The 26962-nt window shown below is 38.5% G+C and carries 23 protein-coding genes; 6 read left to right on the forward strand and 17 right to left on the reverse strand.

Going from position 1 to position 26962, the window contains the following annotated elements:
• Positions 1–1104, reverse strand: a complete 1104-nt coding sequence (locus tag K5S59_RS14610) for a DgaE family pyridoxal phosphate-dependent ammonia lyase (RefSeq protein WP_220784060.1) — start codon at positions 1102–1104, stop codon at positions 1–3.
• Entirely contained in the window at positions 1082–2182 is a 1101-nt protein-coding gene (locus K5S59_RS14615; protein ID WP_120450962.1) for an amidohydrolase/deacetylase family metallohydrolase, read from the reverse strand. The genes K5S59_RS14610 and K5S59_RS14615 overlap by 23 nt, the downstream gene beginning before the upstream one ends.
• 192 nt (positions 2183–2374) lie before the next feature.
• On the opposite strand from K5S59_RS14615, the gene K5S59_RS14620 reads away from it, so the two are divergent.
• A complete protein-coding gene (locus K5S59_RS14620) occupies positions 2375–3604 on the forward strand; it encodes a translocation protein TolB (protein ID WP_098873480.1) in 1230 nt (409 codons plus the stop codon).
• Between the two features lie 68 nt (positions 3605–3672).
• On the opposite strand, the gene K5S59_RS14625 is transcribed toward K5S59_RS14620, so the two are convergent.
• The 9 genes from K5S59_RS14625 to K5S59_RS14665 form a co-directional block, all read right to left on the reverse strand.
• Positions 3673–4533, reverse strand: coding sequence for a M15 family metallopeptidase (locus K5S59_RS14625; protein WP_120450963.1), 861 nt, complete (start codon positions 4531–4533; stop codon positions 3673–3675).
• Between the two features lie 82 nt (positions 4534–4615).
• Positions 4616–5722, reverse strand: a complete 1107-nt coding sequence (locus tag K5S59_RS14630) for a HAMP domain-containing sensor histidine kinase (RefSeq protein WP_001085275.1) — start codon at positions 5720–5722, stop codon at positions 4616–4618.
• Positions 5715–6413, reverse strand: coding sequence for a response regulator transcription factor (locus tag K5S59_RS14635; RefSeq protein WP_098873483.1), 699 nt, complete (start codon positions 6411–6413; stop codon positions 5715–5717). Before K5S59_RS14635 ends, K5S59_RS14630 begins: the two co-directional genes overlap by 8 nt.
• 174 nt (positions 6414–6587) lie before the next feature.
• A complete protein-coding gene (gene menC, locus K5S59_RS14640) occupies positions 6588–7694 on the reverse strand; it encodes an o-succinylbenzoate synthase (protein ID WP_120450964.1) in 1107 nt (368 codons plus the stop codon).
• On the reverse strand, positions 7695–9140 hold the full coding sequence (locus tag K5S59_RS14645; RefSeq protein WP_174718031.1) for an o-succinylbenzoate--CoA ligase: 1446 nt from the start codon (positions 9138–9140) through the stop codon (positions 7695–7697).
• Between the two features lie 196 nt (positions 9141–9336).
• On the reverse strand, positions 9337–10155 hold the full coding sequence (gene menB / locus K5S59_RS14650; RefSeq protein ID WP_000963888.1) for a 1,4-dihydroxy-2-naphthoyl-CoA synthase: 819 nt from the start codon (positions 10153–10155) through the stop codon (positions 9337–9339).
• 69 nt (positions 10156–10224) lie between these two features.
• On the reverse strand, positions 10225–11037 hold the full coding sequence (gene menH, locus K5S59_RS14655) for a 2-succinyl-6-hydroxy-2,4-cyclohexadiene-1-carboxylate synthase (protein WP_120450966.1): 813 nt from the start codon (positions 11035–11037) through the stop codon (positions 10225–10227).
• Positions 11034–12788, reverse strand: coding sequence for a 2-succinyl-5-enolpyruvyl-6-hydroxy-3-cyclohexene-1-carboxylic-acid synthase (gene menD / locus K5S59_RS14660; RefSeq protein WP_001059222.1), 1755 nt, complete (start codon positions 12786–12788; stop codon positions 11034–11036). The genes menH and menD overlap by 4 nt, the downstream gene beginning before the upstream one ends.
• Positions 12785–14179, reverse strand: coding sequence for an isochorismate synthase (locus K5S59_RS14665; RefSeq protein WP_000616709.1), 1395 nt, complete (start codon positions 14177–14179; stop codon positions 12785–12787). The genes menD and K5S59_RS14665 overlap by 4 nt, the downstream gene beginning before the upstream one ends.
• Positions 14180–14373: 194 nt before the next feature.
• Between K5S59_RS14665 and K5S59_RS14670 the strand changes: the two genes are divergently transcribed.
• A complete protein-coding gene (locus K5S59_RS14670; protein ID WP_000425753.1) occupies positions 14374–15327 on the forward strand; it encodes a 1,4-dihydroxy-2-naphthoate polyprenyltransferase in 954 nt (317 codons plus the stop codon).
• A gap of 109 nt (positions 15328–15436) precedes the next feature.
• On the forward strand, positions 15437–16168 hold the full coding sequence (locus tag K5S59_RS14675) for a yteA family sporulation protein (protein WP_000957370.1): 732 nt from the start codon (positions 15437–15439) through the stop codon (positions 16166–16168).
• A 123-nt stretch (positions 16169–16291) separates the two neighbouring features.
• Here the strand turns inward: K5S59_RS14675 and cspD are convergent, their stop codons facing one another.
• Complete coding sequence (cspD, locus tag K5S59_RS14680; protein ID WP_001193053.1) at positions 16292–16492, reverse strand: cold-shock protein CspD; 201 nt, start codon at positions 16490–16492, stop codon at positions 16292–16294.
• A gap of 321 nt (positions 16493–16813) precedes the next feature.
• Between cspD and K5S59_RS14685 the strand changes: the two genes are divergently transcribed.
• The 3 genes from K5S59_RS14685 (at position 16814) to K5S59_RS30180 (ending at position 18796) form a co-directional block, all read left to right on the forward strand.
• Positions 16814–17596 (forward strand): TIGR00266 family protein, encoded by a 783-nt coding sequence (locus K5S59_RS14685; RefSeq protein WP_001147832.1) that lies wholly within the window; start codon positions 16814–16816, stop codon positions 17594–17596.
• Positions 17597–17862: 266 nt separating this feature from the next.
• Positions 17863–18585 carry a lipase family protein gene (locus K5S59_RS14690; RefSeq protein ID WP_001260118.1) on the forward strand — a complete coding sequence of 241 codons (723 nt, stop codon included), beginning with the start codon at positions 17863–17865 and terminating at the stop codon, positions 18583–18585.
• A gap of 76 nt (positions 18586–18661) precedes the next feature.
• Entirely contained in the window at positions 18662–18796 is a 135-nt protein-coding gene (locus K5S59_RS30180; protein ID WP_097845763.1) for a hypothetical protein, read from the forward strand.
• Positions 18797–18877: 81 nt separating this feature from the next.
• Here the strand turns inward: K5S59_RS30180 and glgP are convergent, their stop codons facing one another.
• The 5 genes from glgP to glgB form a co-directional block, all read right to left on the reverse strand.
• Positions 18878–21286 carry a glycogen phosphorylase gene (gene glgP, locus K5S59_RS14695; RefSeq protein ID WP_120450967.1) on the reverse strand — a complete coding sequence of 803 codons (2409 nt, stop codon included), beginning with the start codon at positions 21284–21286 and terminating at the stop codon, positions 18878–18880.
• An 18-nt stretch (positions 21287–21304) separates the two neighbouring features.
• A complete protein-coding gene (gene glgA / locus K5S59_RS14700) occupies positions 21305–22735 on the reverse strand; it encodes a glycogen synthase GlgA (protein WP_120451113.1) in 1431 nt (476 codons plus the stop codon).
• Positions 22736–22848: 113 nt separating this feature from the next.
• Positions 22849–23883 carry a glucose-1-phosphate adenylyltransferase subunit GlgD gene (gene glgD / locus K5S59_RS14705; protein ID WP_000504141.1) on the reverse strand — a complete coding sequence of 345 codons (1035 nt, stop codon included), beginning with the start codon at positions 23881–23883 and terminating at the stop codon, positions 22849–22851.
• 18 nt (positions 23884–23901) lie between these two features.
• The gene (gene glgC / locus K5S59_RS14710; protein WP_000057613.1) at positions 23902–25032 is read right to left on the reverse strand and encodes a glucose-1-phosphate adenylyltransferase; all 1131 of its coding nucleotides are present in this window, start codon (positions 25030–25032) and stop codon (positions 23902–23904) included.
• Positions 24980–26917, reverse strand: coding sequence for a 1,4-alpha-glucan branching protein GlgB (glgB, locus tag K5S59_RS14715; RefSeq protein WP_120450968.1), 1938 nt, complete (start codon positions 26915–26917; stop codon positions 24980–24982). The genes glgC and glgB overlap by 53 nt, the downstream gene beginning before the upstream one ends.
• Positions 26918–26962 lie beyond the last annotated feature (45 nt).

Below are 26962 nucleotides of genomic sequence, written 5' to 3' on the forward strand. Positions count from 1 at the left end.
TTAGTTTCCCCCTACAATTTCTCTCATTTTTTCTTCAATCACATGTATGTCATCACCTTGAAGTGGACGTGGATCGATATCAAAGAATCCTTGTCTTACGCCGTAATCACGTGTGTAAATGGCGATTTCCCCTTCTCGTAATGCTGCTACAACGTCTTTTGCTGATTTATTTAACTCGTGCTCGTTAATGTGAATGCGTGCTCTAAAGATCGCTCTTCCTGCTTCATCTTGCACGATTGTTACATTCACACCGTTTAATTCTTTCAGCGGCATAAGTACTTGTAACAACTCTTTTTCTTGTTCACTTTTATCTTCTTTTACTCCGTACTCATCAAGCGCTTGAAGTAAGCCGAAAGTTGTTTCTTTCCCCACTTTCATACTTCTTCCGATGCAATGTAATTGCACTTTCAGCCACTCAATATATTTTCGTTTCCCGCCGACAATACCAGAAGTCGGCCCTTCAATCGCCTTTGAACCGCTATAAATGGCAAGGTCTGAATACTTCACATATTTTTGAATATCTTCTTCAGCTGCTGCATCGACGATCAGTGGTATGTTATTTCGCTGCGCAACTTCCCATGCTTCTTCAACAGAAATCATATTTTTTTGCACGGCATGATGGGATTTCACATACAGAATCGCTGCTGTATTTTCACCAATCGCATCTTCAATATGCTCTGCTTTCCCTTCATTTGCGTAACCAACTTCTACAAGTTTACCGCCGCCTAAATAAATCATCGTTTCAACAGGAGCACCGTATTGAACGTTATGACCTTTTAACATAATCACTTCGTTTTTCGCGATGACCTCTTGATGAAGTCTTTCACTTTTACGACGGTTTCCTTCTGTAACGATACCAGCGATAGAAAGTACAATTCCGCTCGATGCTGAATTTACAACCACTGCTGCCTCTGAATCTAGAATTCTCGCAATATGGTCTCCCGCTTTATCTACTAAATCAGCAATTTCTACATAATTTTGTCCACCATGTTTCATCGCATCCATAACTGTATCTGTAGGAGCGGATACACCTAAAATACTCATTCTACCGCTCGCATTAATCACTCTTTTTAATCCGTACTTAGCATTCAATGAATGACCCATTGATTACAACCCCTTTCGTATCAATTCTTCTTTCAGCAACGCGCTGATCCCCTTCTGAATCAATTAACGTAACCTTCTCATCTTTCACCGTAAATAAAGTTAAGTTTGCAATATCGCCTTCTTGAATACGGCCAAGCTCTGGTTTTTTCAGCCACTCTGCCGCATTTTTCGTAACCGCATTAATTACTTCTTCTAGCGGATAACCTAAGTAAAGGAATTTCGAAAGAACATGAGCCATACTATACACTGGACCGTGTATACGGTTCTTCCGGTAAATATCTGTACTAATTGTATTAAAGGCAATATCGTGACGCTTCGCCGCTTCTGCTACTTTAAAAGAAAAACTAGCATTACCATGACCAACATCTAAATGAACACCGCGCTTCACTGCATCTAGTAATACAGGTAGCGGTTTGCCTTCTTCATCAAATAAATTATTTTCTTTCCCGTTTAAGTAATGCGTAATCACATCATCTTTTTCTAAAAGAGGTACAACTTCCTCAATGCGAGGAGGGGCTGAACCGATATGTACCATAATCGGTAATGATGTTTCACGAGATAACGAGCGTGCAACATGAAGCGGTTCAATTCCGCTATCACAAACGACACTTTTACTCATTCTCGCCTTTAACCCAACGATTACATCTTTATACTTTTCTACGACTTCTATTACTTTCTCTTTATCTATCCATTCCATATTGGATAATTCATCAATTCGTTTCAAACCGATGCGAGAAATATTTAAAAAGGCAAATAAATTCGTTTTCGCCTGTTCTCTACTTTTTACTAAATCTGCAATACGATCAGCTCCGCAGCTACCCGCATCAACAATTGTCGTTACCCCTTGCTTAACGCCAATTTCATCTACCTCATCGCCATACGGATCAAACTCTGGAAAAGCATGAACGTGTAAATCAATCCAGCCACTCGATACGTAAGTACCAGAGTAATCAAGAACCTTTCCACCCTCGCCAGCACCAGCTTTCGTCACCTGTGCGATTTTATTATTTTCAATTACAATGTCAATCTCTTCCCCGTTCACACGTTTCACATTACGTAGTACGAATCGTTCTGTCATTGTATTTCCACCCTTTTCTATAAGAAGCCATAAGAATACGCTTACATTAAAGTTTCATTTTATATCTCTTTCACATATTTAGAGTAACATGAAAAAAACGAAAAGTAAATATAACGTTATAATGTTTAATTTTATATTAAAATATGAGTTTCCATTACATATTCGGACAATCTATAAGCAGGAGGGATATTCTTGAGATTTCGAATTTTATTATTTATAATTTTAATCATTTTATATGTACCAACAACGGTTAGTGCAGCCCCTCCATCACTTACGGCTGCATTTATCCGGGACCATCAGCTATGGATAAAGAAAGGAAATCAAGAAATACAAATCACAAAAAATCGATATGTGTATTCTCCAAAATGGTCTTATGATGGGAGATTTATTGGTTATATTGATAGTGATGAAACAGGGAAAAAGTCTAACTTATTCATTTATGATACGAAAGAGAAAATAAACTATCAGCCTTATGTAAGAGTCGTAACATCTGACTTTAAGTGGTCGCCAAACAAAAATCAATTGGCTTACACTGATCAAGGTTTATTAAACGTTACAAAAATTAAAAACGGTCGCCCACAAGGTTTTGAAAATGTATCACTTGGGGTTAGTGATTTCGAATGGTTCCCGAACGGAAAGGAATTTATCGTCTCCTCACAATCCTGCTTGCGTCCGACCGGATGGGGCAAGGTTCCACTTTATAAAATTCCTGTAGATGCAAATCTTGCTAAAGATAAAATAAGGCCTTTTTATACGATTCAAACAAATGAAACTGATTTATTTGCAATTACCGCTAACTATTTCAAGTGGAGTTCTGATGGAAAATGGATTAGTTTTTTGGCTAGTCCTACTGCCTCTTTGGCAATGGATAGCAATACATTATGTGTTATCTCATCACAAGGGAAACACTTTCGAACGATTGGTAACATGCTATGGTTCAAAGACTGGATGAAGTGGGCTCCATCAGCCAACCAACTGGCCTATATTTCAGGAGAAGGAAGGTTTTTTGTAGAAAATAAAAAATTCACAGTGGCAGACATGGTAACAGCAAAACAACAAAAGGTCTACACACCTGTCGGTTATGTAGACCTTGATTTAGAATGGTTTTCACCAAACAAAGTGGTTGTGGCTCGTGCAACAGAAAATAAGGCATGGAAAGAAGGCCCTGTTCCGACGATGTTTACAACACTTTATATGATCAATATAAAAACAGAAGAACAGAAACAAATCTCATTCCCAAAACAGAATGAACGTGATGAAGACCCTCAAGTTATTGGACCTTATCTTACTTGGCTTCGCAAGAAAACAAATGTATATAAAGGCGATGTCTGGATGAAGGATAACTTACATAGTCAAGGGTATATATGGCTGAAGAATGTTGATGAAGCTCCGACCTTTTTTACTCTGAATAAAATTCATTGAGAATTGTACCTATTCCTCTATTTTGATTCTCCCGTAATAGAGCACTATTATGGGAGAATCAAGATTATCTATTCCTGAACCGTCACAATAACCCCATCCATATTATTCCCCGAAATTTCATACTGCTTATTTACCGGAACATTCACTTTCCTGTTCCCAGAAACTTTATAATAAGAAACCGTATATTTCTTACCTTCTACATTCGTTGAAATTTCTTTTTTGTCTTTTAAGAAATCTAAGTATTCCTCCAATGTAATTTTCTCTTTTTGCATAATCGCACTATGAGGTAAGCCGACATAACGTATATGCCACGGCTCATATTGAATGCCTGTAATATCGCTTTTATTTTTCGGATAGCGTAAAACAAAGCCGTGCTTCCATACATTCTCTTCAATCCACTTTCCTTCAGGCGCTTTCTCCATTTTCTTTTGCGTAGATCCAACGTCGAGTGATAATCCTAAATTATGTTCACTGTATCCTGCTGGAAGTGCATAGTCAGAGCCCATTTTTTCATATAACTTTTCTTGCTCTTTAAAATCTCGATATCCGCTATTCATTAAGAAATGCTGCACGCCATCTTTTCCAGCTGCATCGACAACGTTCAAAAAATTTTTCACAACACTCTTTGATAAGCGAAGATTTCTATCAAATATTACATAACCTCTTACTAATTCACTATTATGATTTACATTTATAATATCGGACCTAATACTATCTTTTTTTACTGGGTAATCTTTGTTAACTAATAATAGATCCCCTTTATAAATTTCTTCTTTTGTAACCTCTATATTTTCCGTATTCGTAGCTCTTACCGTATTATCTTTGTCGGCAATTTTAACATCGATCTCTTTTTGAAATAATGGTGATATATAAAAACCTACGCAGATTGTGCACGCTATAAAAAGAGAAATAAATACCCACTTTTTCATTCCTAGTTCCTCCTTAACGTAACTTACGTATAGAATAGAAAAAACTATTAAAATAAAAAGTGGGGTAAAGTTTAAATTTTTATTAAATTGCTTCGCTCTCTTCTTTTGGCAACCTTACTTCAAATATCGTTCTAATCACATTACTTTCAGCAGAAATCGTCCCGTCATGCTGCTCAACAATATTTTTCGCAATAAATAGCCCAAGGCCTGTACCACCTTGTTGCTCTGATCTTGCCTTATCACCTGTATAAAACATATCAAAAAGATACGGTAAATCTTCTTCCGGAATGCTATCTCCGTAATTAATAATTTGTACGACTACCTCTTCGCCTTCAATATATCCGTTCACATCAACAAATTTCCCATCGTATCCGTAGCGAATTGCATTCGTTAAAAGATTTTCAAATACCCTCGCTAACAATTTCCCGTCACCGTTAATAGGTAAATGCGGTGCGATATGTAATCTCGCTTCTAAACCCTTCTTTTCTAATAACGGATATAATTCTTCATCTAACTGAATAAGCAATTCACCTATATCAATTGATCTTTTTTCTAGCTGCAACATCCCATAATTCATTCTTGTGATTTCAAATAATTCATCAATTAAACTTTCCAGCCTTTCGGATTTCGTAAAAGCAATTGTGGAAAAGTGTTTAATTTGTTCCTTCGTCAAATTCTCATCTTTAAGAATTAAATCTAAATAACCTAAAACAGATGTTAACGGCGTTCTTAAATCGTGAGCTAAGTTAACAATGAGTTGGTCTTTACTACTTTCTGCAAAGTCTCCTCGTTCTACTGCTTCCTTTAATTTTTCACTCGCTACATTTATTTCACGTGCGATATATCCAAACTCATCATTTGATGACACGCGCACTTCATTTGAAAAATTTCCGTTCGCCAAATGATGAATCCCGCTTGAAATCTCATCAAAATATTTTACATACGGTCTAGTAAGGAAGAAGAAAAACATAATGGATAGAGGGATGAAAATAATTAAAAAGAAATTAACATCCCCAATTTGTCTTACCATAGAACGAAATTGAGCTAACGGATCTTCAAAACGAACGACTAATTTATAATAGATCCGTAATCCTTCATAAATGATATACGTTACGCCACCAGCAAATATCATACTTAACGCAAATAGCATAACCATCTTCGAGCGAAAGCTTCTCATCTTTTTAGCCATTGAAAGTATAACCTACTCCCCACACTGTTTTTATTAACTTATTCTTTCTTTTATCTTCCCCAAGTTTTTTCCGCAACGTGCGAATATGTACCATAACTGTATTTCCGCCTTCAAAATAATCATCGGCCCATACGTGCTGAAAAATATTTTCCACATTGTACACTTTCTTCGGATGACTCGCTAATAAATACAAAATATCAAACTCTTTTGGTGTTAATTCAACTTGTTCTCCGTACACATTTACAGTTCTTCGCTCAGGATCAATAACAACTCCGCCTACCTCTAAAGCAGATTTACTCTCCGCTACTTTCGGCTGATTTAACGTAAGAAATCGGCGTAATTGTGCATTTACACGCGCAACTAATTCAATTGGTGTAAAAGGTTTCGTCATATAATCATCTGCACCTAATACAAGACCTGTCACCTTATCAAAATCAGACGTTTTCGCACTTAAGAAAATGATTGGCATATGATGCTTCGCGCGAATTTGACGCGTCACTTCATAACCATCCATTTTTGGCATCATAATATCTAAAACCACTAAGTCGATTGGCTGCGTTTCAATAACATGAATTGCCTCTTCCCCATCAGCTGCTTTCACGACGTGGTAACCTTCTTTTTCTAAATGTATCTCAATTAAATCAGCAATTTCTGCCTCATCATCCGCTATTAAAATTGAAATGCGCTTCATATTACTCCCCCTTATATACGCTCGATTGTAAACTAGTCTATCCAATTTGTACAATACGAAAAGGTTACTCACGAGAGTAACCTTATTAAATGAGATTATATCGACGTTTCGATAAGGAATATCGACTTACCGATAATTAACGACGAAATTCGCCCGCTATTTTAAAGACTCAACCTACCGCTCCAAAACAATTCGCTGCTTCGTAATTTCCGCCAACCTTCCGCGGTCTACTTCATACTCAGTAGCAACGCTTTGCGGTACAATCACTTTTCCGCCCTCAAGCATAACTTCCGGCGAAATAATATCCCTCTCCCAGTGCCTACTAGAAGCAGATATATCGCCAGGAATCGTAAAGTTCGGTAACGAAGCAAGCGCAACATTTTGCGCTCGTGAAATCCCCATCTCTACCATACCGCCGCACCAAACGGGTATGTTATGCTCCATGCAATAATTATGGATTTGAATAGACTCTGTTAATCCACCCACTCGCCCTGGTTTAATATTTACGATGCGGCAACTGCCCAGCGTAATCGCAACGCGCGCGTCTTCTAAACTATGGATGCTTTCGTCTAAACAAATAGGCGTTTCTATTTTCTTTTGCAGCTGTGCATGATCAAGAAAATCGTAATCCGCTAACGGTTGTTCAATCATCATCAATTGAAATTCATCTAGGCGTTTCAATTTCTCCGTATCTGCTAACGTATAGGCTGAATTTGCATCAGCCATTAACGGGATATGCGGGAATTCTTTACGAATTTCTTTCAATAATTCATAATCATGCTCTGGCTTTATTTTCACTTTAAAACGCTCGTACCCTTCTTCTGCGTACTTCTCGATTTGTTTTAACATAACCGAAATTGTATTGATACCAACCACAACACCAACTTCAATTTCAGCCCTAGTTCCGCCAAGTAACGTCGCTAGCGATTTCTGTTCACGCTTTGCGTATAAATCCCAAACAGCTCCTTCAATTCCGGCCTTTGCCATTCGGTTTCTTTTTATATGCTGGAACAAACCTGGCACTTCATTCGGATGGGAAATTTCAGCTTTTAATAAATCAGGTAATAAAAAATCTTGTAGTACATGCAGCACTGTCTTCACTGTTTCTTCCGTATACCACGGTTCAGAGAACGCAACGACTTCGCCGAATCCAATGTACCCGTCCGTATCTTCTAATTCAATGACGATGCTCTCACGCTTCTCATACGTTCCGTAGCTTGCAGTAAACGGGATTACGAGTGGCATTTCCGTTATATGCAGTGTCGCTTTTTTTATTTCCACTTAGATCTCCTCCACTAATTCTCTTAACTCTCGTCTTAACAATTTTTTCGAAGCATTTCGTGGTAATTCCTCTAAGAAACATGCTTTTTTCGGCACTTTATATTTCGCTAATTTCTCCTCGCAAAAATGAAGAATTTCTTCTTCTGTTACCTCTCCGCTTTTTACAACAAAAGCAGCGGGTACTTGTCCCCATTTATCGTCAGTCATGCCGACGACACCTGCTTCCGCTACCATCGGATGAGAAAGCAACACTTCTTCAATTTGAGCCGGATATATATTCTCTCCGCCAGAAATAATTAAATCACTGCGGCGATCTAGTACATATAAAAATCCTTCTTCATCTAAATAACCGAGGTCACCAGTATGAAGCCATCCATTTTGAATGGTTTCGCGCGTCGCATCTTCACGGTTAAAATAACCACCTGTTACGTTCGGTCCTTTTACTACAATCTCGCCTTCCGCAAACGGCGCCACTACTACGCCATCTTTTTCAATACGAAGTTGGCACTGAAATAGTGGTTTCCCGGCTGATCCTACTTTCGTTAACATATAATCTGCTGATAACGTACAAATTTGCGACGACGTTTCTGTCATACCGTACGTTTGATACACAGGAATTCCTTTTTCTACACATGTTTCAAGTAACGGTTTCGGCGCTGGTCCTCCGCCAAGTAACATGCATCGTAAAGAAGATGGATATGTCTCTTCTCCTAGTCTCTCTAATAGATCTGTTAACATTTTAGAAACGACAGAAATAATCGTTACGCCTCTCGTCTGAAGTGCTTTATGAATAAAATCAGCATCATATTTCGGAACGAGTAAAATGCGCATGCCGTACATAATATTTTTCATTAAAAGAGATAACCCGCCAACGTGGAACATCGGCATACAAGCTAACCAGCAATCATCATCACGAAGCCCTAAATTAAGCGAAGAGCCAACCGCGCTTGCCCAGTGATTGCCGTACGTTAAAATAACGCCTTTCGGTTTCCCCGTCGTCCCAGACGTATAAATAATTGTCATCGCTTCTTCTAAAGAGAATTCTTCTTGTATAGAGGCTTCCGCCTTCGGTCCATTCATTACTTCGGCGAATGAATATACAGGAACATCTTTAGCCTCAAAATCTTGATCCGTCACTAAACAAACAACTTCAGCATCATCCATTTGCCAAAGTAGCTCTTCTCTTGAAAGACGCGTATTTAAAAGCACAGCTACTGCACCTACGTAAGATAGGGCGTGAATAACTGTAATCATCTCCATACCATTTTTCATCAGAACAGCCACCTTTTGCCCACGCTTCACTCCTACATGCGTGAGGTGTTCACAAACAGATACTACTTTTTCATGCAGCTGCATAAAAGTAACCTTTTCATCCTCTATTTCAATTGCAGTGCGGTCTGGTGTTAAAAATGCACGTTGCTTTAACCAATTTGGCATCGTCTCCATCATCCATTCTCCTTTCATGAAAGAAAGAGACTTGATATGATATCAAGTCTCTTAGTTGTTTTGTTTCCGGTTAATCACATCTAGCTACAGCAGCTAGAACAGTCGGTCGTTTCACGCCTTCCTACGAGGCAAAAAGCGCCTCTACGTCAGGAGTTCCAACGCCCTCTTGTTCTAAGCAAGCTGCTTCCGCTTTTGATCACGGGAAACGAGGGAATTGACCGAAGTCCGGACTGCGTTTTTCTTTGAACGCGTCACGACCTTCTTTTGCTTCGTCAGTTGTGTAGTACAATAACGTTGCATCTCCAGCTAGTTGTTGAATACCAGCTAGACCGTCTGTGTCTGCGTTGAATGCAGCTTTTAGGAAACGAAGTGCCATTGGGCTGTTTGCTAAGATTTCTTGTGCCCATTGTACTGTTTCTGCTTCAAGCTCTTCTAATGGTACTACTGTGTTTACTAATCCCATATCAAGCGCTTCCTGTGCGCTGTATTGACGGCATAGGTACCAAATTTCGCGAGCTTTCTTGTGGCCTACCATACGAGCTAAGTAACCAGCTCCGTATCCACCGTCAAAGCTTCCTACTTTAGGACCTGTTTGTCCGAATACAGCGTTGTCTGCAGCGATTGTTAAGTCACATACGATATGAAGTACGTGTCCACCACCGATTGCATAACCTGCTACCATTGCGATAACTGGTTTAGGAATTGCGCGAATTAGACGTTGTAAGTCTAATACGTTTAAACGAGGGATTTGGTCGTCACCTACATATCCACCATGACCGCGAACTTTTTGGTCGCCGCCAGAACAGAATGCACGTCCACCTTCACCTGTTAAAATGATAACGCCAACATTTGCATCATCACGAGCGTGTGCAAAAGCGTTGATTAACTCCATTACCGTTTTAGGACGGAATGCGTTATGTACTTCAGGACGGTTAATCGAAATCTTTGCGATACCATTGTATGTTGAATAAATAATATCTTCGTAATTGCCTTCTTTTACCCATTCAATAGCCATTACAACTACCTCCTTGTATATTTCTGATTTCCTCTATAAGTGCAACTTCTTTCTTAGATGAAAAAAGCATCACTGCATAGTTTTTAGAAATCCCTTTACTATTGTATCAAACTTTTCCGGTTGTTCCACATGAATTGCATGGCCAGCACCATCAATTTTGACAAATTTCGCGTCAGAGACGCATTTTTCGATGTTTTTTAATATGCGAAAGAACTTTTCATCATACTCCCCGTTCATTAAAAGAGAAGGCACTTTTAAATTTGGCAGCTCGTCCCACCATGAAGGCTGAGCCCCTGTTCCCATGCCGCGCAAGCTATTTGCAAGTCCTTTTGGATCGTTAGCAAGTCGTTCGTTTCGCACCGCTTCTTGTGCATTTTGTGCTAAACGTTTTTGCGTTTCAAACAGCGGAATATTTTCCCACATCGATACAAAACTATTGATGCCTTCTCGCTCAATTTTATGAGCAAGTCGCTCATCTTTTTCACGACGTTCTTTTCTGTCCTCTTCACTTTTGAGCCCAGCTGTACAATTTTCTAATAAAAGAGAATGTACATATTCCGGATATAAACATGCCATCGTAATCGCCAGTCTACCGCCCATTGAATAGCCAAGTATGTGTGCTTTTTCAATATGAAGGTAATCCAGTAGTTCTTTCATTTGCAATGCTACATTTCGAATATCATAATGCATTACATCTTTAGGACTTTCCGTTTTTCCGTGCCCAACAATGTCTACTAAAATGACTTGAAATTGCTCGCTCCAAGAAGGAACGAAAGAACGCCACGTTTCCATGCTTCCCGTAAAACCATGAAGAAGTAGAAGTGGTTCTCCGCTTCCGACTACTTCATATTCATACGATACACCTTGCAGCGTTACGTTCATTTTGATTCACCTTGCAACGATGTAGTAATTACATCCTGCGTTTTTGCCCATAATTTACGGTGCAATGTTAAGTTTTCATCACGGTTCGTACAAATTTCTACAACGTGTAAACCGTCCGCCCTTGTTCCTTTTTGTACCTCTTCTCGGAATTGCTCCCAACCATTTACACGGCTAAATGAACCACCGTACATTTTGACAACATGCTCATAATCAAGCCCAATTGGAGTACCAAATAATGATTCGAAGTGTTCCTTTTTCTCATACTGTGGTAAGAATGAGAAAATACCACCACCGTCATTATTTACAACGACAATCGTTATGTTTAATTCATGTAATTTTGCAGCTAATAACCCATTTAAATCGTGATAAAATGATAAATCACCAATTACTAATACGAGCGGATCGCAAATAATGCTTGCTCCTAAAGCTGTGGAAATTATACCATCAATCCCATTTACACCACGGTTCGCCATCACTTGAATATTTTTATCCGATGTGAAGAAGAATGAATCTGTATCACGAATTGGCATACTATTACTCGCAAATAATGTTGCCCCTTCTGGTAATACACGGACAATATCCGTAATAACTTTCCCTTCAAATGCAGTATCATATGTTTCCATTTCACGAAGCGTTTCCTTCGTTTTTTCGTTTATATGTTGCCACATTCCGAACCAATCATTCTTTTTCATAGCTGGCATTTTTTCTATTAGTGCACTGCAAAATGCAATATCACTTGCCTGTACAACTTCTGTCGCAACGAGAGCTGGATCTCTCCATTGTCCAGATTCCTCAACAACGATATGAACAGCTTTCGTCTGTTTTTTAATGAACTGCGTTAATGCTTTCGAAACAGGCATACCACCAAAGCGAATCATAACTTCTGGCTTCCACGTTTCCTTTAACAGCTCATTTCGTAAAAATGTGTCGTAACAGTCGATTACCATCGTTTTATCGTGATGTCCACTACGAATATTAGAAAGTGGATCCGCTAATATTGGATATCCCGTTTTTTCAGCTAATTGCGTTGCAAACGCTGCGATTTCTGGATGACTATCATCTCCACAAATAATAAGCCCCTTTTCCATATGTGAAAGGCGCCCTACAAGAGAATCTACATATTCACTCGGCATCATCACGTTCCCTTGCTGAACTACTCCTGTATATTCCCCGCGTCCTTTATCCCATAAACCTTCTAATGAGAAATCTGGGATAAGAGGTTCGCGAACTGGAAAATTAAGATGAACAGGTCCTTGCGGCGCTAGAAGTGCGCTTGCTATCGTGCGCTGCGTCGTCATGCGAGCGTAATGATACATCGCTTCACTCGCTTCTGGAAGTGCCATCTCTGTAAATTGCTTCACAAATGTACCGTATAAATTGAATTGATTCATCGCTTGTGGTGCACCAACATCTCTTAATTCATGCGGTCTATCTGCCGTTAAAACGATAAGCGGCACTCGTGAATGAAAAGCTTCACATACAGCTGGATAGTAGTTCGCTGCTGCCGTTCCTGACGTACATAATAATGCAACAGGACGTTTTTTCGCTTTTGCGATACCGAGCGCAAAAAATCCTGCTGATCTTTCATCTACATGTAAATATGTGTTCATTCCTTCATGTTGTTCCATTAGCAAAGCAATCGGTGTTGACCGTGAGCCTGGACTAATGACAACATCACATACATTTAGACGCGTCAGTTCATCCACGAACGCGCCTAAATAATATGACAATGCTTCTATATGATTGTTCATTTCATTAATTCCTCCAAAGCACCAAGCATCGGTCTAAACTTCAAACTTGTTTCTTCATATTCAAGTTGCGGTACTGAATCAATTACAATCCCACAACCGGCAAATAAGGATGCTTTCTCGCCATTTAATAATCCGCAGCGAAGCGCAACCGCAAACTCACCATTTCCTTCATCATCTATCCAGCCAATCGGTGCACCATATAATCCTCTGTCTAACAATTCAACATCACGAATCAGTTTCATCGCTTCCAAACGAGGTGTCCCGCCAAGAGCTGGCGTTGGATGTAATTCTTCTACCATTGTTAAAAGACTCGCATCGCCTTTTGCCTCCACAGGCGTATATAAATGAATTAAGTTTTTCGTTGTTAATAAGCCCGGACTTTCCGGAATATTAACAGATTGGCAGTGCTCATTTAATACCGATCTGATCATGTTCACAACATAACCGTGTTCAGCTAAATTCTTTTCATCATGAAGAAGCGCATTACTATTTCGTTTACTTTCTTCTATAGATTGACCATGACCAGTTGAACCAGCAAGACACATTGAAGTAAACTTCTCATCTTCTTTGCGAATTAATCTCTCTGGCGTCGCTCCTAAGAAGCATGCTCCTTTATAATCAAAAGAAAATACGTAACAATCTGGTTGCCCTATGCGAAGTGCTTCTAAAACGAGAGCAGAATCAATATGATGATCCATCTCTATTTTTAGCTCCCTCGCTAATACAACCTTCTGCACGTTTCCCTGCTTCATCTCATCTTGCACTTTCTCAATGGCCTTCATCCAGCCTTTTGGATCCACTTCTACTTTAGAGGTAACTGTTAATTTCAATCCTTCTAGTGCACATTTACTCTCCCCAAAAATTTTCTCTTCTAAAGAAACAATTTCGTTATAAAGAGTTTCTGCACAATCTGTTGCTGAAACGAATGTATTCATTGTTAACCATGCTTTTTCATTTTTTACAGTCAATAAAAATGCTGGTAGTGAAAATGTCGTATCATCAAATTCTTTCCATAAGTCCGTTTTCTCTTTTTCTTGGTCAAATGAAAATCCACCAAATAAAAGAGGACCTGTTCCAAATTCGTATTTTTCTCTTTGTACAAATGCTTTCTCTTTTACTTTATCCCACTCTTCACGAGTAGTTTGAAAGCGTTTTTGAGAAGCAGTTGCTATAGTGAAAACAGAGCCAATTCCAGCAAATATTACATGCTGAGCTGGGTCTGCAAAATAACATCTATTTTCGAATGCAATCCTTTTACCTGCTGCATAAAACAGAAGCGGATCCATCCAGTCTATTTGTTTCACGAAGCTCACCAATATTTTTTCATCAGTTGCACGCTTAATAGCTGCAGCAAGAACTTCTTGCAAGCCTATTTGTTTCGTTTGAATCACAATTGTCTCCCCCCTATGGGCGAAAAATAGTCATAATTACGCTTGATTTTAAGATACACCTCAAACGAAAGGCCTGTCAACGTTTAGCATTTCTGAGAAATTCACCTTCTCTTCCTAGAAAATAAACGTTGACACTAAATGATGCTTTTTCTACACTTAGTTGTGTACAATATGTGACCAAAGGAGGATTCAGCATGGAAATGAACGTCGAAACGAATTCCTCTCCTACGGCGCCAAAGCCAAGTAAGCAAACAGGCTGGCGCATTTGGTGGAGTTTACTACGTCCCCATACATTAACAGCAGCTTTCGTTCCTGTTTTCATCGGAACAGCATATGCAATGCAGGTCGGAGGCATAAATCAAATACATCTCCCTCTTTTCCTTATGATGCTTCTTGCTTGTCTTCTCATTCAAGCAGCAACAAACATGTTTAATGAATACTTTGATTATAAAAGAGGACTTGATCACGAAGGGTCAGTTGGTATCGGCGGCGCTATCGTTCGCGATGGCATTCAGCCAAAAACGGTGCTTAACTTAGCATTTGGATTTTTCGGCATCGCAATACTATTAGGTGTTTATATTTGCATGAATTCTAGCTGGTGGCTTGCGGCAATCGGTCTTGTTTGTATGGCCGTTGCTTACCTTTATACAGGTGGCCCACTTCCAATTGCATATACACCATTTGGAGAGTTAACAGCCGGATTATTTATGGGTGTTATCATTATTGGGATTTCATTCTTTATTCAAACTGGAACTGTAACATCAGAAGTCATTTTACTATCTATTCCAAGTTCGATTTTAATTGGTGCCATTCTACTAGCTAATAACATTCGTGACTTAGATGGAGATAAAGAAAATGGCCGTAAAACGTTAGCAATTCTCGTTGGACGTGAAAGAGCCGTTGGTGTACTTGCTTCTATGTTCATCGTTTCCTACATTTGGACAATTGCTTTAATTATCGTAGGCATCGTATCACCATGGATGCTTATCGTATTTTTAAGTGCACCGAAAGCATTTAAAGCGACGAAAGGCTTTATCGGCAAAAGCATTCCAATGGAAATGGTACCTGCAATGATTGCCACAGCAAAAACAAATACAATCTTCGGTCTCCTCATGGGAATCGGATTACTACTTGGATACTTCCTTTAAAAGGAGCTGCTAACGCGGCTCCTTTTTCATATACCAATTTCAGCTCATAATTCCTACTCGCAACGTTCATACTATGTAAAGAAACTGAATTGTAGGAAGGTGGACGACTATGTTAACTCCACAACAAATAAATCAATTTAAATCTGTTTTAGAAAAACAAAAACAAGAACTAGAGCAAACGATACAAACACATGAAAATGAAGATCGTGCATCTGAACGTGATTCCGTTGGAGAATTATCTAGCTACGATAACCATCCAGCTGATATGGCAACAGAGCTATATGAACGCGAAAAAGACTTCGGACTTATTGAACTTTGGCATAAACAGCTAGAGGATACGAAACACGCCCTGCAAAAAATAGAAGCGGGTACGTACGGCATTTGCGAAGTGTCTGGCGAAGAAATTCCATTTGAAAGATTAGAAGCAATGCCGACCGCTACAACATGCATCCAGCACACGACAAGTAAGTTAAATATGAATACACGACCAGTTGAAGAAGAAGTGTTGTCTCCTTCTTTCCACAAACACGATGAAGATCATTCTGTTGAATACGATGCGGAAGATGCATGGCAAGATGTTGCCAATTACGGAACGTCTGAAACACCGTCTGATTTAGAAAGACAAGATTCAAAAAACTATAATGGCATGTACGTAAATAGCGAGGAAAATGTAGGCTACGTAGAGGATTTCGAAAACTTTATCGGTACAGATATGTATGGAAAAAACCCACAAGTTTTCGCTACGGAAGAGCATGAAGAATATGAACAAATGCTTGATGACTTTGAAGAGCGTACCTTTAAGGGTGAATTATCCTCAAATGAATCGAGTTCCAAAGAATAAAGTGAAACTTTAATCAGTGGGGATTTTCTTCATCCCCCACTGAACCAATCGGACTTTTATGCCCATTAAAGCGGGATAAAAAAAAGCATTCCGAAAATCGGAATGCTTTTTATCGCTAGCTAATTAGTTTTTTGTAACGTTAGCTGCTTGTGGTCCGCGGTTTCCTTCAACGATTTCGAAAGAAACTTCTTGACCTTCTTCTAAAGTTTTGAAGCCTTCGCCTTGGATAGCTGAGAAATGTACGAATACGTCTTCTCCGCCTTCAACTTCGATGAAGCCAAAACCTTTTTCGCCGTTAAACCATTTAACTTTACCTGTTTGCATGTCATGTACCTCCTAAATAAAAATGAAACTATGAATCCACATGAAAAGGTGGATATAAAGGACATGAATGTATAACAAGCTTACAGCCTTTAATACAACGTGCTTTATTTCCGTACCACATTATGTAGCTCAATAGTGCTTTCACTATATCATGCTATATCAAAAACGTCAAATGAGAACACTTTCAACCCATATTTTTTTATAATCCTAGTATAACCTTAAATTTTCATTCTATTTTTATTTAAAAATTAACAAATCTACAGTATTCTAATTTCTTTGATTTCGGTACAATATAATTACTACATATGATGAGGTGAAAAAATGCAAGCACATGAAATCGAGTATAAATTATATGGTGATGATATGCAGTTTGTTGAAATTGAATTAGATCCAGAAGAAAGCGTTATCGCAGAGGCTGGCGCAATGATGATGATGGAAGATCATATCGAAATGGAAACCATTTTTGGTGATGGTTCTGGCCCATCTAGTGGTCTATTCGGTAAATTAATGGGCGCTGGTAAGCGTCTTGTTACAGGTGAAAGTATGTTTATGACTGTATTTACAAATACAGGTCACGGCAAGCGCCACGTATCTTTTGCTGCTCCTTATCCTGGTAAAATTGTTCCTGTAGATTTAACAGAATATCAAGGAAAAGTAGTTTGCCAAAAAGATGCGTTTCTTTGTGCAGCAAAAGGCGTTTCTATCGGAATCGAGTTTACGAAAAAAATCGGAACTGGTTTCTTCGGTGGGGAAGGTTTCATCATGCAGAAACTTGAAGGTGATGGACTTGCTTTCATGCATGCAGGCGGAACTGTATACAAGCGTGAATTAAAACCTGGCGAAAGACTTCGCATCGATACAGGTTGTCTCGTTGCCATGACAAAAGACGTTAACTACGATGTTCAATTCGTTGGAAAAGTAAAAACAGCTCTATTTGGCGGCGAAGGTTTATTCTTCGCAACGTTAGAAGGTCCTGGAACGGTTTGGATTCAGTCCTTAACACTTAGCCGTTTAGCAGCACGCCTTACAAGCCCAGCAGCTCAAAACAGCGGTGAAGGCAGCGTTTTAGGCGGACTTGGACGTCTTTTAGATGGGAAAGAATAAAGTGAAACTTTAATCGCTGAATTTTGAGGTGGGGGTCTTACTGCCCATTAAAGCGGGATAAAACAAAAAAGAGATAGTCTCCTTCATAGGGAACTATCTTTTTTTTGACTGTATAAACCACTTTGGATTCCATAGCCTCATTTGGCCGCGCTTCTTCTTCATATTTATAAAGGTTCAAACCTAATTTTCAAACTTCCTCCAAAGAATGAATCAAGTCCCTCACTGCATATATTGAACTATACCTTTTCTTAAGGAGGGCTTCCTTAATGCGTACTCCTTTATCCTTCGATAAAGATACTGCCATATTGTTAGCTTCTTGTTGTGAGTTAACGTATGAACAATATAAACAAAATGGGATTTTCGAAATACCAGATGGTTTTCAATATGTACAAGGCTTTCAAGGAAAAACCATTCAAACGACAGAATGGTTCGGATTCATACTAGAATCTGAGGATACGATTATTGTAGCTTTTCGCGGGACACAAACAGATACAGACTGGATTATCGATTCACTCGTTAACCAAAAACCATACCCATATGCTTTAAACAGCGGAAATGTCCATAACGGCTTTCTTTCCATTTATGAATCTTGCCGAGATTCTATTATGGATATGCTCGTATCACTACCAGCCCATAAAAAACTTCTTGCAACAGGTCATAGCTTAGGCGGCGCGCTCGCCACACTACATATACTCGATGCGCGTATCAACACCGCCTTCGCACAGTACGGTCTTTATACATTTGCCTCTCCAAAAGTTGGGGATATCGCCTTTCGAAATTATTATAAACTGCAAGTAGCTAGTAGCTTTCGTTTCGTCAACTTATTTGATGTCGTTCCACTTCTCCCTCCTCGAAACATAAATTTTAATGATCGTGATTGGGAATATGCACACGTTCATCACAACATGACTTTTACAAAAAACACAAAATCTATTACAAATAATCATGCCATTACAACATACAAAACATGTCTGACTTCTCATTTTTAACCAGTAAACAATTGGAAATTAAATATCCTTATACTATAATAATATATGAAGTTATTTTTGGATGAGGGGACCTTACATGCTAAAATTTATCTTTGCACTTTTTCTCATTGTAATTTTTACGTTTACAGGTTTCTTTACATTTTCATACTTTGCGACAGGAGAATACGGCGGAAAGGGTATAATCTATACCGCTATCCCATTTCTTTCTTAAGCAAAAAAAGAAAACCGAGCTTAATGAGATTAAGCTCGGTTTTTTAAGCGATTATATTCCTCTTTTAAAAGGGACCTTCACTTAATACTGTGTAACCGCATTACCAATACCCCAAATCTCATTACTATACTGCAAAATCGTTCGATCGCTCGCAAAATGACCAGATTGTGCAATATTTAAAATCGACATTTCTAGCCACTTCGTTCGATTCTCATAAGCTCTACCAACAGCTTCTTGCCTTTCCGCATATGGACCAAAATCTCGCAGAACGAAGTATTCATCATTTTGAATAACGAGAGAATCATAAATTGCTTCAAATTCAGCTCCCGAATGTGCAAAGAAACCATTCGTTAACTGATCTACTACTTTTTTAATATGCATATTGTGGTGATAATAATCACTTGCACGATATCCACCATTTTGATAGTAATGAAGAACCTCCTCCGCCGTTAAACCGAAAATGAAACAGTTATCATCACCGACTCTGTCTTTTATTTCAACATTAGCACCGTCTAACGTTCCGAGTGTGATCGCACCATTCATCATAAATTTCATATTACCTGTTCCTGATGCTTCTTTACTCGCAGTTGAAATTTGCTCACTAACATCCGCAGCTGGGAATATATCTTCTGCTAAAGACACTCGATAGTTTTCTAGAAAGATAACTTTCATATATTGGCTTACGTACGGATCATTATTCACTTTCCTTGCGAGTTCATTAATTAGTTTAATAATTTTTTTCGCATAGTAATAGCCAGGTGATGCTTTCGCTCCAAAAATAAAAGTGCGCGGATAAAATGTAAAACTAGCATCCTCTTTCAAACGGTTATACAAATATAAAATATGAAGAACGTTTAATAATTGTCGTTTGTAAGCATGCAGTCTTTTTACTTGCACATCAAAAATAGAATTAGGATCAATTGTAATCCCCATTTTATTATAAATACGCTCCGCTAAAATCTCTTTACGCTCTTGTTTTACCTCTGCAAATTTCTCTTGGAAACTCGCATCGTGTTGAACTAATTGCAGCGCTTGAAGCTTAATCGGTTCTTTCTTCCACTCTGTTCCAATCGCCTCTGAAATAAGGTTCGTCAGCTGTGGATTCGCCTTCATTAACCAGCGTCTATGAGCGATTCCATTCGTTTTATTATTAAACTTATCTGGATAAAACTCATAAAACAATCGCATTTCACGTTGCTTTAAAATTTCCGTATGAATTTTTGCTACACCATTTATGCTATGGCTACCGACAATTGCTAAATGAGCCATTTTCACAAGATCATGCGCAATAATTGCCATCTCTTCAATACGATGCCATTCATATGGATAACGTTCCCAAAGCTCATGACAGAAACGTTCATTAATCTCTTCAATAATCATATAAATTCTCGGTAATAACGGTTTAAAAATGTGAATTGGCCACTTCTCAAGTGCTTCTGATAAAGTCGTATGATTCGTATAAGAAATCGTTTGCGTCGTTATGTTCCAAGCTTCTTCCCATGCTAGTTTTTCTTCATCTAATAAAATACGCATCAGTTCTGGAATCGCCAAAACTGGATGTGTATCATTAATGTGAATCGCAATTTTTTCATGCAATTGACGAAGGTCACCATATCTTTCTCTATGCAGACGAACGATATTTTGCAGACTTGCTGATACGAGGAAATACTGTTGTTTCAAACGAAGTATTTTTCCCTCATCATGCGTATCATCTGGATATAAAAACTCCGATACCGCCTCTGTTTCACGCTTATATTTCAAAATATCTTTGCAATTTTGCGGGAAAGGAACTGGTTCGGCATTCCAAAGTCTGAGTGTGTTTACAGTACTCGTCTCATAACCTACTACTGGAACGTCATATGGTACTGCCATAATCACTTCTGCATTCGTATGCCTGAACTCTAAACGCCCATCAATGTATAGCGGTTCAACATTGCCGAAATAACTTACTTCTACAGCTTGATCATGCCTTCTTACTTCCCATACGTTTTCATGAAGAAGCCACTGTTCTGGAAATTCAACTTGATAACCATCAACAATTTTTTGATCAAATAAGCCGTGTTTGTAACGAATGCCACAGCCATGACCTGGTAAGTTTAACGATGCAAGTGAATCAAGAAAACAGGCTGCTAATCGGCCAAGTCCACCATTTCCAAGACCTGCATCTGCTTCCACCTCTTCTAATTCTTGCAACGAAATCCCTAGCTCAGAAAGTCCTTGCTCACATACATCCCTAATGCCTAAATTTAATATGTTACTTCCAAGCAAACGTCCAAGTAAAAACTCAATGGATAAGTAATACATTTGCTTTCGCTCTCCAGACCGATAGCTTTCGTTCGTTGCAATCCATTGACTATTCATATATTCACGTACCATGTATCCAAGCGTATTGTATTGATCACGAGTTGTAGAGTCTTTGAAACTTTTACCATACATCGTCTCTAACTTTTCTAGAAAAGCTGATTTGAAACTTTCAACATGAGTAAACATTTCTTCACCACCTACATGTTATTCCATGAGACTTTTATACAATTTCTTATAAGCAAGAGCTGATTTCTCCCAGCTATAATCTTCAGTCATCGCTTGTTTTACAAGTTGCTCCCATACCGGTTTATCATGATAAAATTCAATTGCACGAAGAACCGTGTGCAACATGTCATGTGCATTAAAGTTCGTGAAACTGAAACCATTTCCTTCTCCAGTTTCTTCGTCATAAGATTGTACCGTATCATTTAATCCGCCCGTTTCTCTTACAATCGGAATCGTACCGTACGCTAATGCTATAAGTTGTCCAAGTCCACACGGTTCAAATAATGATGGCATTAAGAACAAATCACTTCCCGCGTATACTTGGTGAGCCAATTCTTCATTAAATCCGATATACACTTTTACCTTTTCAGGATACTCGTATGCCATCCACTCAAAGAATTGCTCATATTCCGAATCACCTGATCCTAAAATAATACATTGTACATCTTCCTCCATTATTTCGCGGAATACAGTACGTACTAGATCAAGACCTTTTTGCTTCGTTAATCTCGTTACCATTGAAATAATTGGTGTATCTTCTTTTTCTGGCAAACCAAAATAACGCTGCAAGGCGCGTTTATTTTCATTCTTTTCCTCTAATGACTCTGCATCATACTGAGCAGTAATATACGAATCCGTTTCTGGATTATATACGCTCGTATCAATTCCATTTACGATGCCGCTAAGCTTACCATTATTTTTTCGTAACAACCCATCTAACTTCTCACCGAAAAACTCATATTGAATTTCCTCTTTGTATGTCGGGCTAACCGCTGTAATTTGATCAGAAGCGATAATTCCACCCTTCATAAAGTTCACATTTCCATAAAACTCTAGCTGCTCACTATGAAAATATTCGTCACCAAGTTCTAACAAGTCGTACATCACTTCGGGAGGAAATACACCTTGGAACTGCAAGTTATGAATCGTATATACCGTTTTAATATGCTCATATAATGGATTATCTTGATACTTTTCACGCAGTAAGAAATTCACCATAGCTGTATGCCAATCGTGACTATGGAGAACATCCACTTCGAAATCAAGATGCGTAATACACTCTAAAACTGCTTTCGAAAAATAAGAAAAACGCTCTCCGTCATCATAATGACCATATAGAGAATCCCTCTTAAAATAATATTCATTATCTATTAAGTAATACGTAATCCCGTCTTGCTCACCTTTTAAAATTCCACAATATTGATTTCTCCACCCAAGCGGGACGTTAATTACTTTATGTAACGTACATCCATCCCTTAATTTTTGCGGAATAAGACTATAATTTGGGAGTATAATGCGAACGTCCACACCTAATTTTTTCAGCTCTTTTGGGAGCGCACCTGCTACATCAGCTAATCCTCCCGATTTAACAAATGGTACACATTCTGATACTGCAAATAAAATATTCACTTGTTGTCCCACTGCACGAAAAGCTTATACGACTTCCCTTGCAGCTTCCTCCCTTCGAGTTTTCATTTGAATGAATGCTTTAATCAGTGGAGGAAAAACCCCCACTGATTCTTTTAAGAATAACTATTAATCGTACTATTTTGAATGCTTCCTTTTTCTATAACATATGGCTCATCGGCGTTTCCTTTTAGTACAACACCGTCACCAATTTTCACGTCTTTATCAATGATAACACCGTCTATTATACAGTTATCTCCAATTTTGCTCTTTTGCATAATAATGCTATTACGAACAATTGAACCTTTGCCTATTTTAACAGAACGGGAGATAACACTATTTTCTACTTCACCTTCGATAATACTGCCGTTCGCAATCATTGTATTCTTCACGGCTGCACCCTTCAGGTAACGAGTTGGTGGTTCATCTTTTACTTTCGTAAAGATCGGTGCTTCTTTCTTAAATAATTGCTTCCAAATAGCAGGCTGCAAAATTTCTAAGCTATGTTTATAGTAACTTTCAATCGAATCAATAATAGCTACATATCCTGTATGCTCATACGTAGCAATATGCAGTGATTTTCCGCGCTTTTCTCTCACTACATCAAATAAACTATATTGCTCCACATCTTTATATGTCTCAAATAAATCTAACAATAATTGTTTCTTTAACACGTATGTTTGAAGCGAAACCCCTTCATGGCAAACTTCAGTAATATCAGCTGCCGTATGTATATGTCGCTCTAACACCGCTTGAAAATTTAACGCCGTTACGAGATGGCTATTCGTAATAACAACGTATTCTTCTCTAGCTCTTAAAAAATAATCAATATGTCTTCTAAAATGTGCAAAAGAACCAAATTCATCTTGATCACATTGGCAATTTGGCGGGAATAAAAACAGTCCGTCTCTTTTTCTATCTAAATCCCACTGTTTTCCTGAACCAACATGGTCCATTAGTGAACGGTTTTTATGACTTGTAAAAACCGCTACACTATGAATATTAGAATTCACCATATTTGAAAGCATGAAATCAATGAGTCGGTAACGGCCCCCAAACGGTAACGCCGCTAATGAACGATGCCCTGTTACTTTCTTTAAGGAAGGAAAACTTCCCGTTGCATTAATAATTCCTAACATTTTTTCTCCCATTCATTTCATCCCCCTTTTCTATTTCCCTTCAGCAATGAGTACTACATCGTCAACATTTTTTTCTGGACGAATAATGGTTCCATCTTCAATAACCATTTCTGATCCAACGATCGCTCTTTCAATTACAACATTTTTACCAATCTTCGCTCCTGGCATAACGACAGAATCAATAACCATACTACCTTCTTCCACCGTCACCCCTTGGAATAACACAGAATGCTTCACGTCCCCTTCAATGACGCATCCTTCGTTAATAAGTGATTCTTCTACTTTTGCCTTTTCTGCAATATATTGAGGTGGCTCATTTGGATTCACAGAATAAATACGCCAATTACGATCGTTTAAATTCAGTGACGTTTCATCGCGAAGTAAATCCATATTCGCTTCCCATAAGCTTTTCACCGTTCCAACATCTTTCCAATATCCTTCAAACGGATACGCCATCAGCTTTTTCCCTTCATCTAATAAAAGCGGAAGTACATCTTTTCCGAAATCATTACTAGATTCAGGATTTCTTGCATCCATCTCTAAATACTCTTTCAAAATTGCCCAGTTAAAAATATAAATTCCCATTGATGCAAGATTACTTCTTGGAAATTGCGGTTTCTCTTCAAATTCAACAATCTCCATCTCTTCGTTCGTATTCATAATACCGAAACGACTCGCTTCATCCCAAGGCACTTCAATAACAGAAATCGAAACGTCCGCTTCTTTCTCAATATGGTAATCTAGCATTTTACTGTAATCCATTTTATAAATATGGTCGCCTGATAAAATCAGAACATATTCTGGTTCGTACTGACTTAAATAGTTTAAGTTTTGATAAATGGCACTTGCCGTACCTGTGTACCACTTCACCCCTGAAGATTCTGCATAAGGAGGTAACACTGTGACTCCACCGCTTACTCGGTCTAAATCCCAAGCATTGCCGATTCCGATATAATTATGAAGTTCAAGTGGTTGATATTGCGTCAAAATCCCCACTGTTTCAATACCAGAATTCGCACAGTTGCTTAGCGTAAAATCAATAATGCGATATTTACCACCAAATGGAACAGCTGGCTTGGCTAAATTTTTTGTTAATGCACTTAATCGACTACCTTTTCCCCCTGCTAGTAACATTGCTACGCATTTTTGTTTTTGAGCCATCTTGTTTTTTGCTCCCCTTTCTCGTCTTCACTGGTCGTAATATGGATACGCCAAATGGTGGAATTGTAATTTCTACATGTGCCGCTTGATTATGATACGGTTCTTGAATCGTCTTGAGACGTTTCTTATTCACTTGCCCCGATCCGCCATATTGCTCAGCGTCACTGTTTAAAATCTCGTTATAATACTCGAAATCTGGCAAACCTACTTTGTAGTTTTCATATGTAGCTTTCGTAAAATTACATACGACAACTAACGCATCTTCTTGTTTATCCCCTTGGCGGATAAACGAGAAAATACTTTGCTCATGATTATTAGCATCTATCCACTGAAATCCTTCCGGTGAATGATCAAGCTGCCAAAGTGGTTTGGAGCGCTTATACAATGCTATGAGCTCTTTAAAGTAATCATGCATATAACGATGCATTTCAAAGTCATGTAAATTCCAATCTAAATCTTCAAGATCTTTCCACTCATCAAACTGCCCGAATTCTCCACCCATAAAGAGTAATTTCTTACCTGGGTGAGTAAAGAAATATCCATATAATAAACGAAGTTGAGCAAACTTATCCCAGTAATCCCCTGGCATTTTATTTAATAACGACTTTTTCCCATGAACGACTTCATCATGAGAAAGCGGTAATATGAAATTTTCAGAGTAAGCATATAGTAATGAGAACGTTATTTTCTCATGAATATGCTTCCTGTACTCAGGCGCGCACTCCATATATTTCAGCACATCATTCATCCAGCCCATATTCCATTTGTAATTGAATCCAAGCCCACCTTCATACGTTGGAGCTGTTACAAGTGGCCAAGCTGTTGAATCTTCTGCTGCCATAAGAAAATCTTCATCTTCTGCAAATACCGCTTCATTTAACTCTCGTAAAAATGAAACAGCGTGCTCATTACTTTGTTCCTGTCCTTCTTTATTCCAGTACAGCATATTCGCAACTGCATCCACCCTGAAACCATCAATGTGGAAATACTTCATCCAAAATAACGCATTTGAAATTAAGAAATTACGTACTTCCCTCTTCCCTAAATCAAAATTAACAGTTCCCCATACCAGGTTTTCTTGTACATCCATATCTTTATATTCATAAGTCGGTGTCCCATCAAACAAATATAAACCGTGAGCATCTTTACAAAAATGCCCCGGCACCCAATCCAAAATGACACCGATTCCATATTTATGACATTCATCGACAAAATACATCAAATCATGTGGCGTGCCGAATCTACTTGTCGCTGCATAATATCCCGTTCCTTGATATCCCCAAGAACGATCATATGGATGCTCAACAAGCGGCATAATTTCAATATGTGTAAATTGATGTTCCACCACATACGGAATGAGCTCCTCGGCCATTTCTCTGTAAGAATACAGAGCGCCATCTTCTTTCTTTTTCCAAGAACCGAAATGCAATTCATAAACTGTCATCGCTTCTTTATAAATCGATTTTTTCTTTCTCTTACGAATCCAGTTTTTATCATTCCATTCATATCCCTCTATATCAAAAACTACAGATGCCGTATTTGGTCTTACTTCTGCATATACTGCGTAAGGATCTGCTTTTAAAATCACGTTACCATCCATCGTTTCAATCGCATACTTATATATCTCATTCTCTTCAATATGCGGTACAAACAAGGACCAAATCCCCTCTTCTGTCACTTGTAGCATCTTATGTTGCTCATAATCCCATTCATTAAAATCTCCAACAACACTCATCGCTTTCGCATGAGGAGCCCATACTGTGAATCGTACACCTCGCATCCCATCTTCCGTCACAATATGTGCCCCAAAGATGTTATAACTGTCATAGTACTTTTCTGTATGAAACTCATCTCGTTTCACTTCTTCACAATTTATTACATCCAATATGTTCACCTCACTAAGATGACAGAAATTTTTTACTCTTTATCA

Source organism: Bacillus sp. BML-BC051 (genome assembly GCF_019656175.1).
Lineage (GTDB): Bacteria > Bacillota > Bacilli > Bacillales > Bacillaceae_G > Bacillus_A > Bacillus_A mobilis.

Coding starts and splice junctions, on each gene's coding strand:
- K5S59_RS14610 (WP_220784060.1), bottom strand. CDS start 1,104: ATGGGTCATTCATTGAATGCTAAGTACGGATTAAAAAGAGTGATTAAT.
- K5S59_RS14615 (WP_120450962.1), bottom strand. CDS start 2,182: ATGACAGAACGATTCGTACTACGTAATGTGAAACGTGTGAACGGGGAA.
- K5S59_RS14625 (WP_120450963.1), bottom strand. CDS start 4,533: ATGAAAAAGTGGGTATTTATTTCTCTTTTTATAGCGTGCACAATCTGC.
- K5S59_RS14630 (WP_001085275.1), bottom strand. CDS start 5,722: ATGGCTAAAAAGATGAGAAGCTTTCGCTCGAAGATGGTTATGCTATTT.
- K5S59_RS14635 (WP_098873483.1), bottom strand. CDS start 6,413: ATGAAGCGCATTTCAATTTTAATAGCGGATGATGAGGCAGAAATTGCT.
- K5S59_RS14645 (WP_174718031.1), bottom strand. CDS start 9,140: ATGGAGACGATGCCAAATTGGTTAAAGCAACGTGCATTTTTAACACCA.
- menB (WP_000963888.1), bottom strand. CDS start 10,155: ATGGCTATTGAATGGGTAAAAGAAGGCAATTACGAAGATATTATTTAT.
- menH (WP_120450966.1), bottom strand. CDS start 11,037: ATGAACGTAACGCTGCAAGGTGTATCGTATGAATATGAAGTAGTCGGA.
- menD (WP_001059222.1), bottom strand. CDS start 12,788: ATGAACAATCATATAGAAGCATTGTCATATTATTTAGGCGCGTTCGTG.
- K5S59_RS14670 (WP_000425753.1), top strand. CDS start 14,374: ATGGAAATGAACGTCGAAACGAATTCCTCTCCTACGGCGCCAAAGCCA.
- K5S59_RS14675 (WP_000957370.1), top strand. CDS start 15,437: ATGTTAACTCCACAACAAATAAATCAATTTAAATCTGTTTTAGAAAAA.
- cspD (WP_001193053.1), bottom strand. CDS start 16,492: ATGCAAACAGGTAAAGTTAAATGGTTTAACGGCGAAAAAGGTTTTGGC.
- K5S59_RS14685 (WP_001147832.1), top strand. CDS start 16,814: ATGCAAGCACATGAAATCGAGTATAAATTATATGGTGATGATATGCAG.
- K5S59_RS14690 (WP_001260118.1), top strand. CDS start 17,863: ATGCGTACTCCTTTATCCTTCGATAAAGATACTGCCATATTGTTAGCT.
- K5S59_RS30180 (WP_097845763.1), top strand. CDS start 18,662: ATGCTAAAATTTATCTTTGCACTTTTTCTCATTGTAATTTTTACGTTT.
- glgP (WP_120450967.1), bottom strand. CDS start 21,286: ATGTTTACTCATGTTGAAAGTTTCAAATCAGCTTTTCTAGAAAAGTTA.
- glgD (WP_000504141.1), bottom strand. CDS start 23,883: ATGGGAGAAAAAATGTTAGGAATTATTAATGCAACGGGAAGTTTTCCT.
- glgC (WP_000057613.1), bottom strand. CDS start 25,032: ATGGCTCAAAAACAAAAATGCGTAGCAATGTTACTAGCAGGGGGAAAA.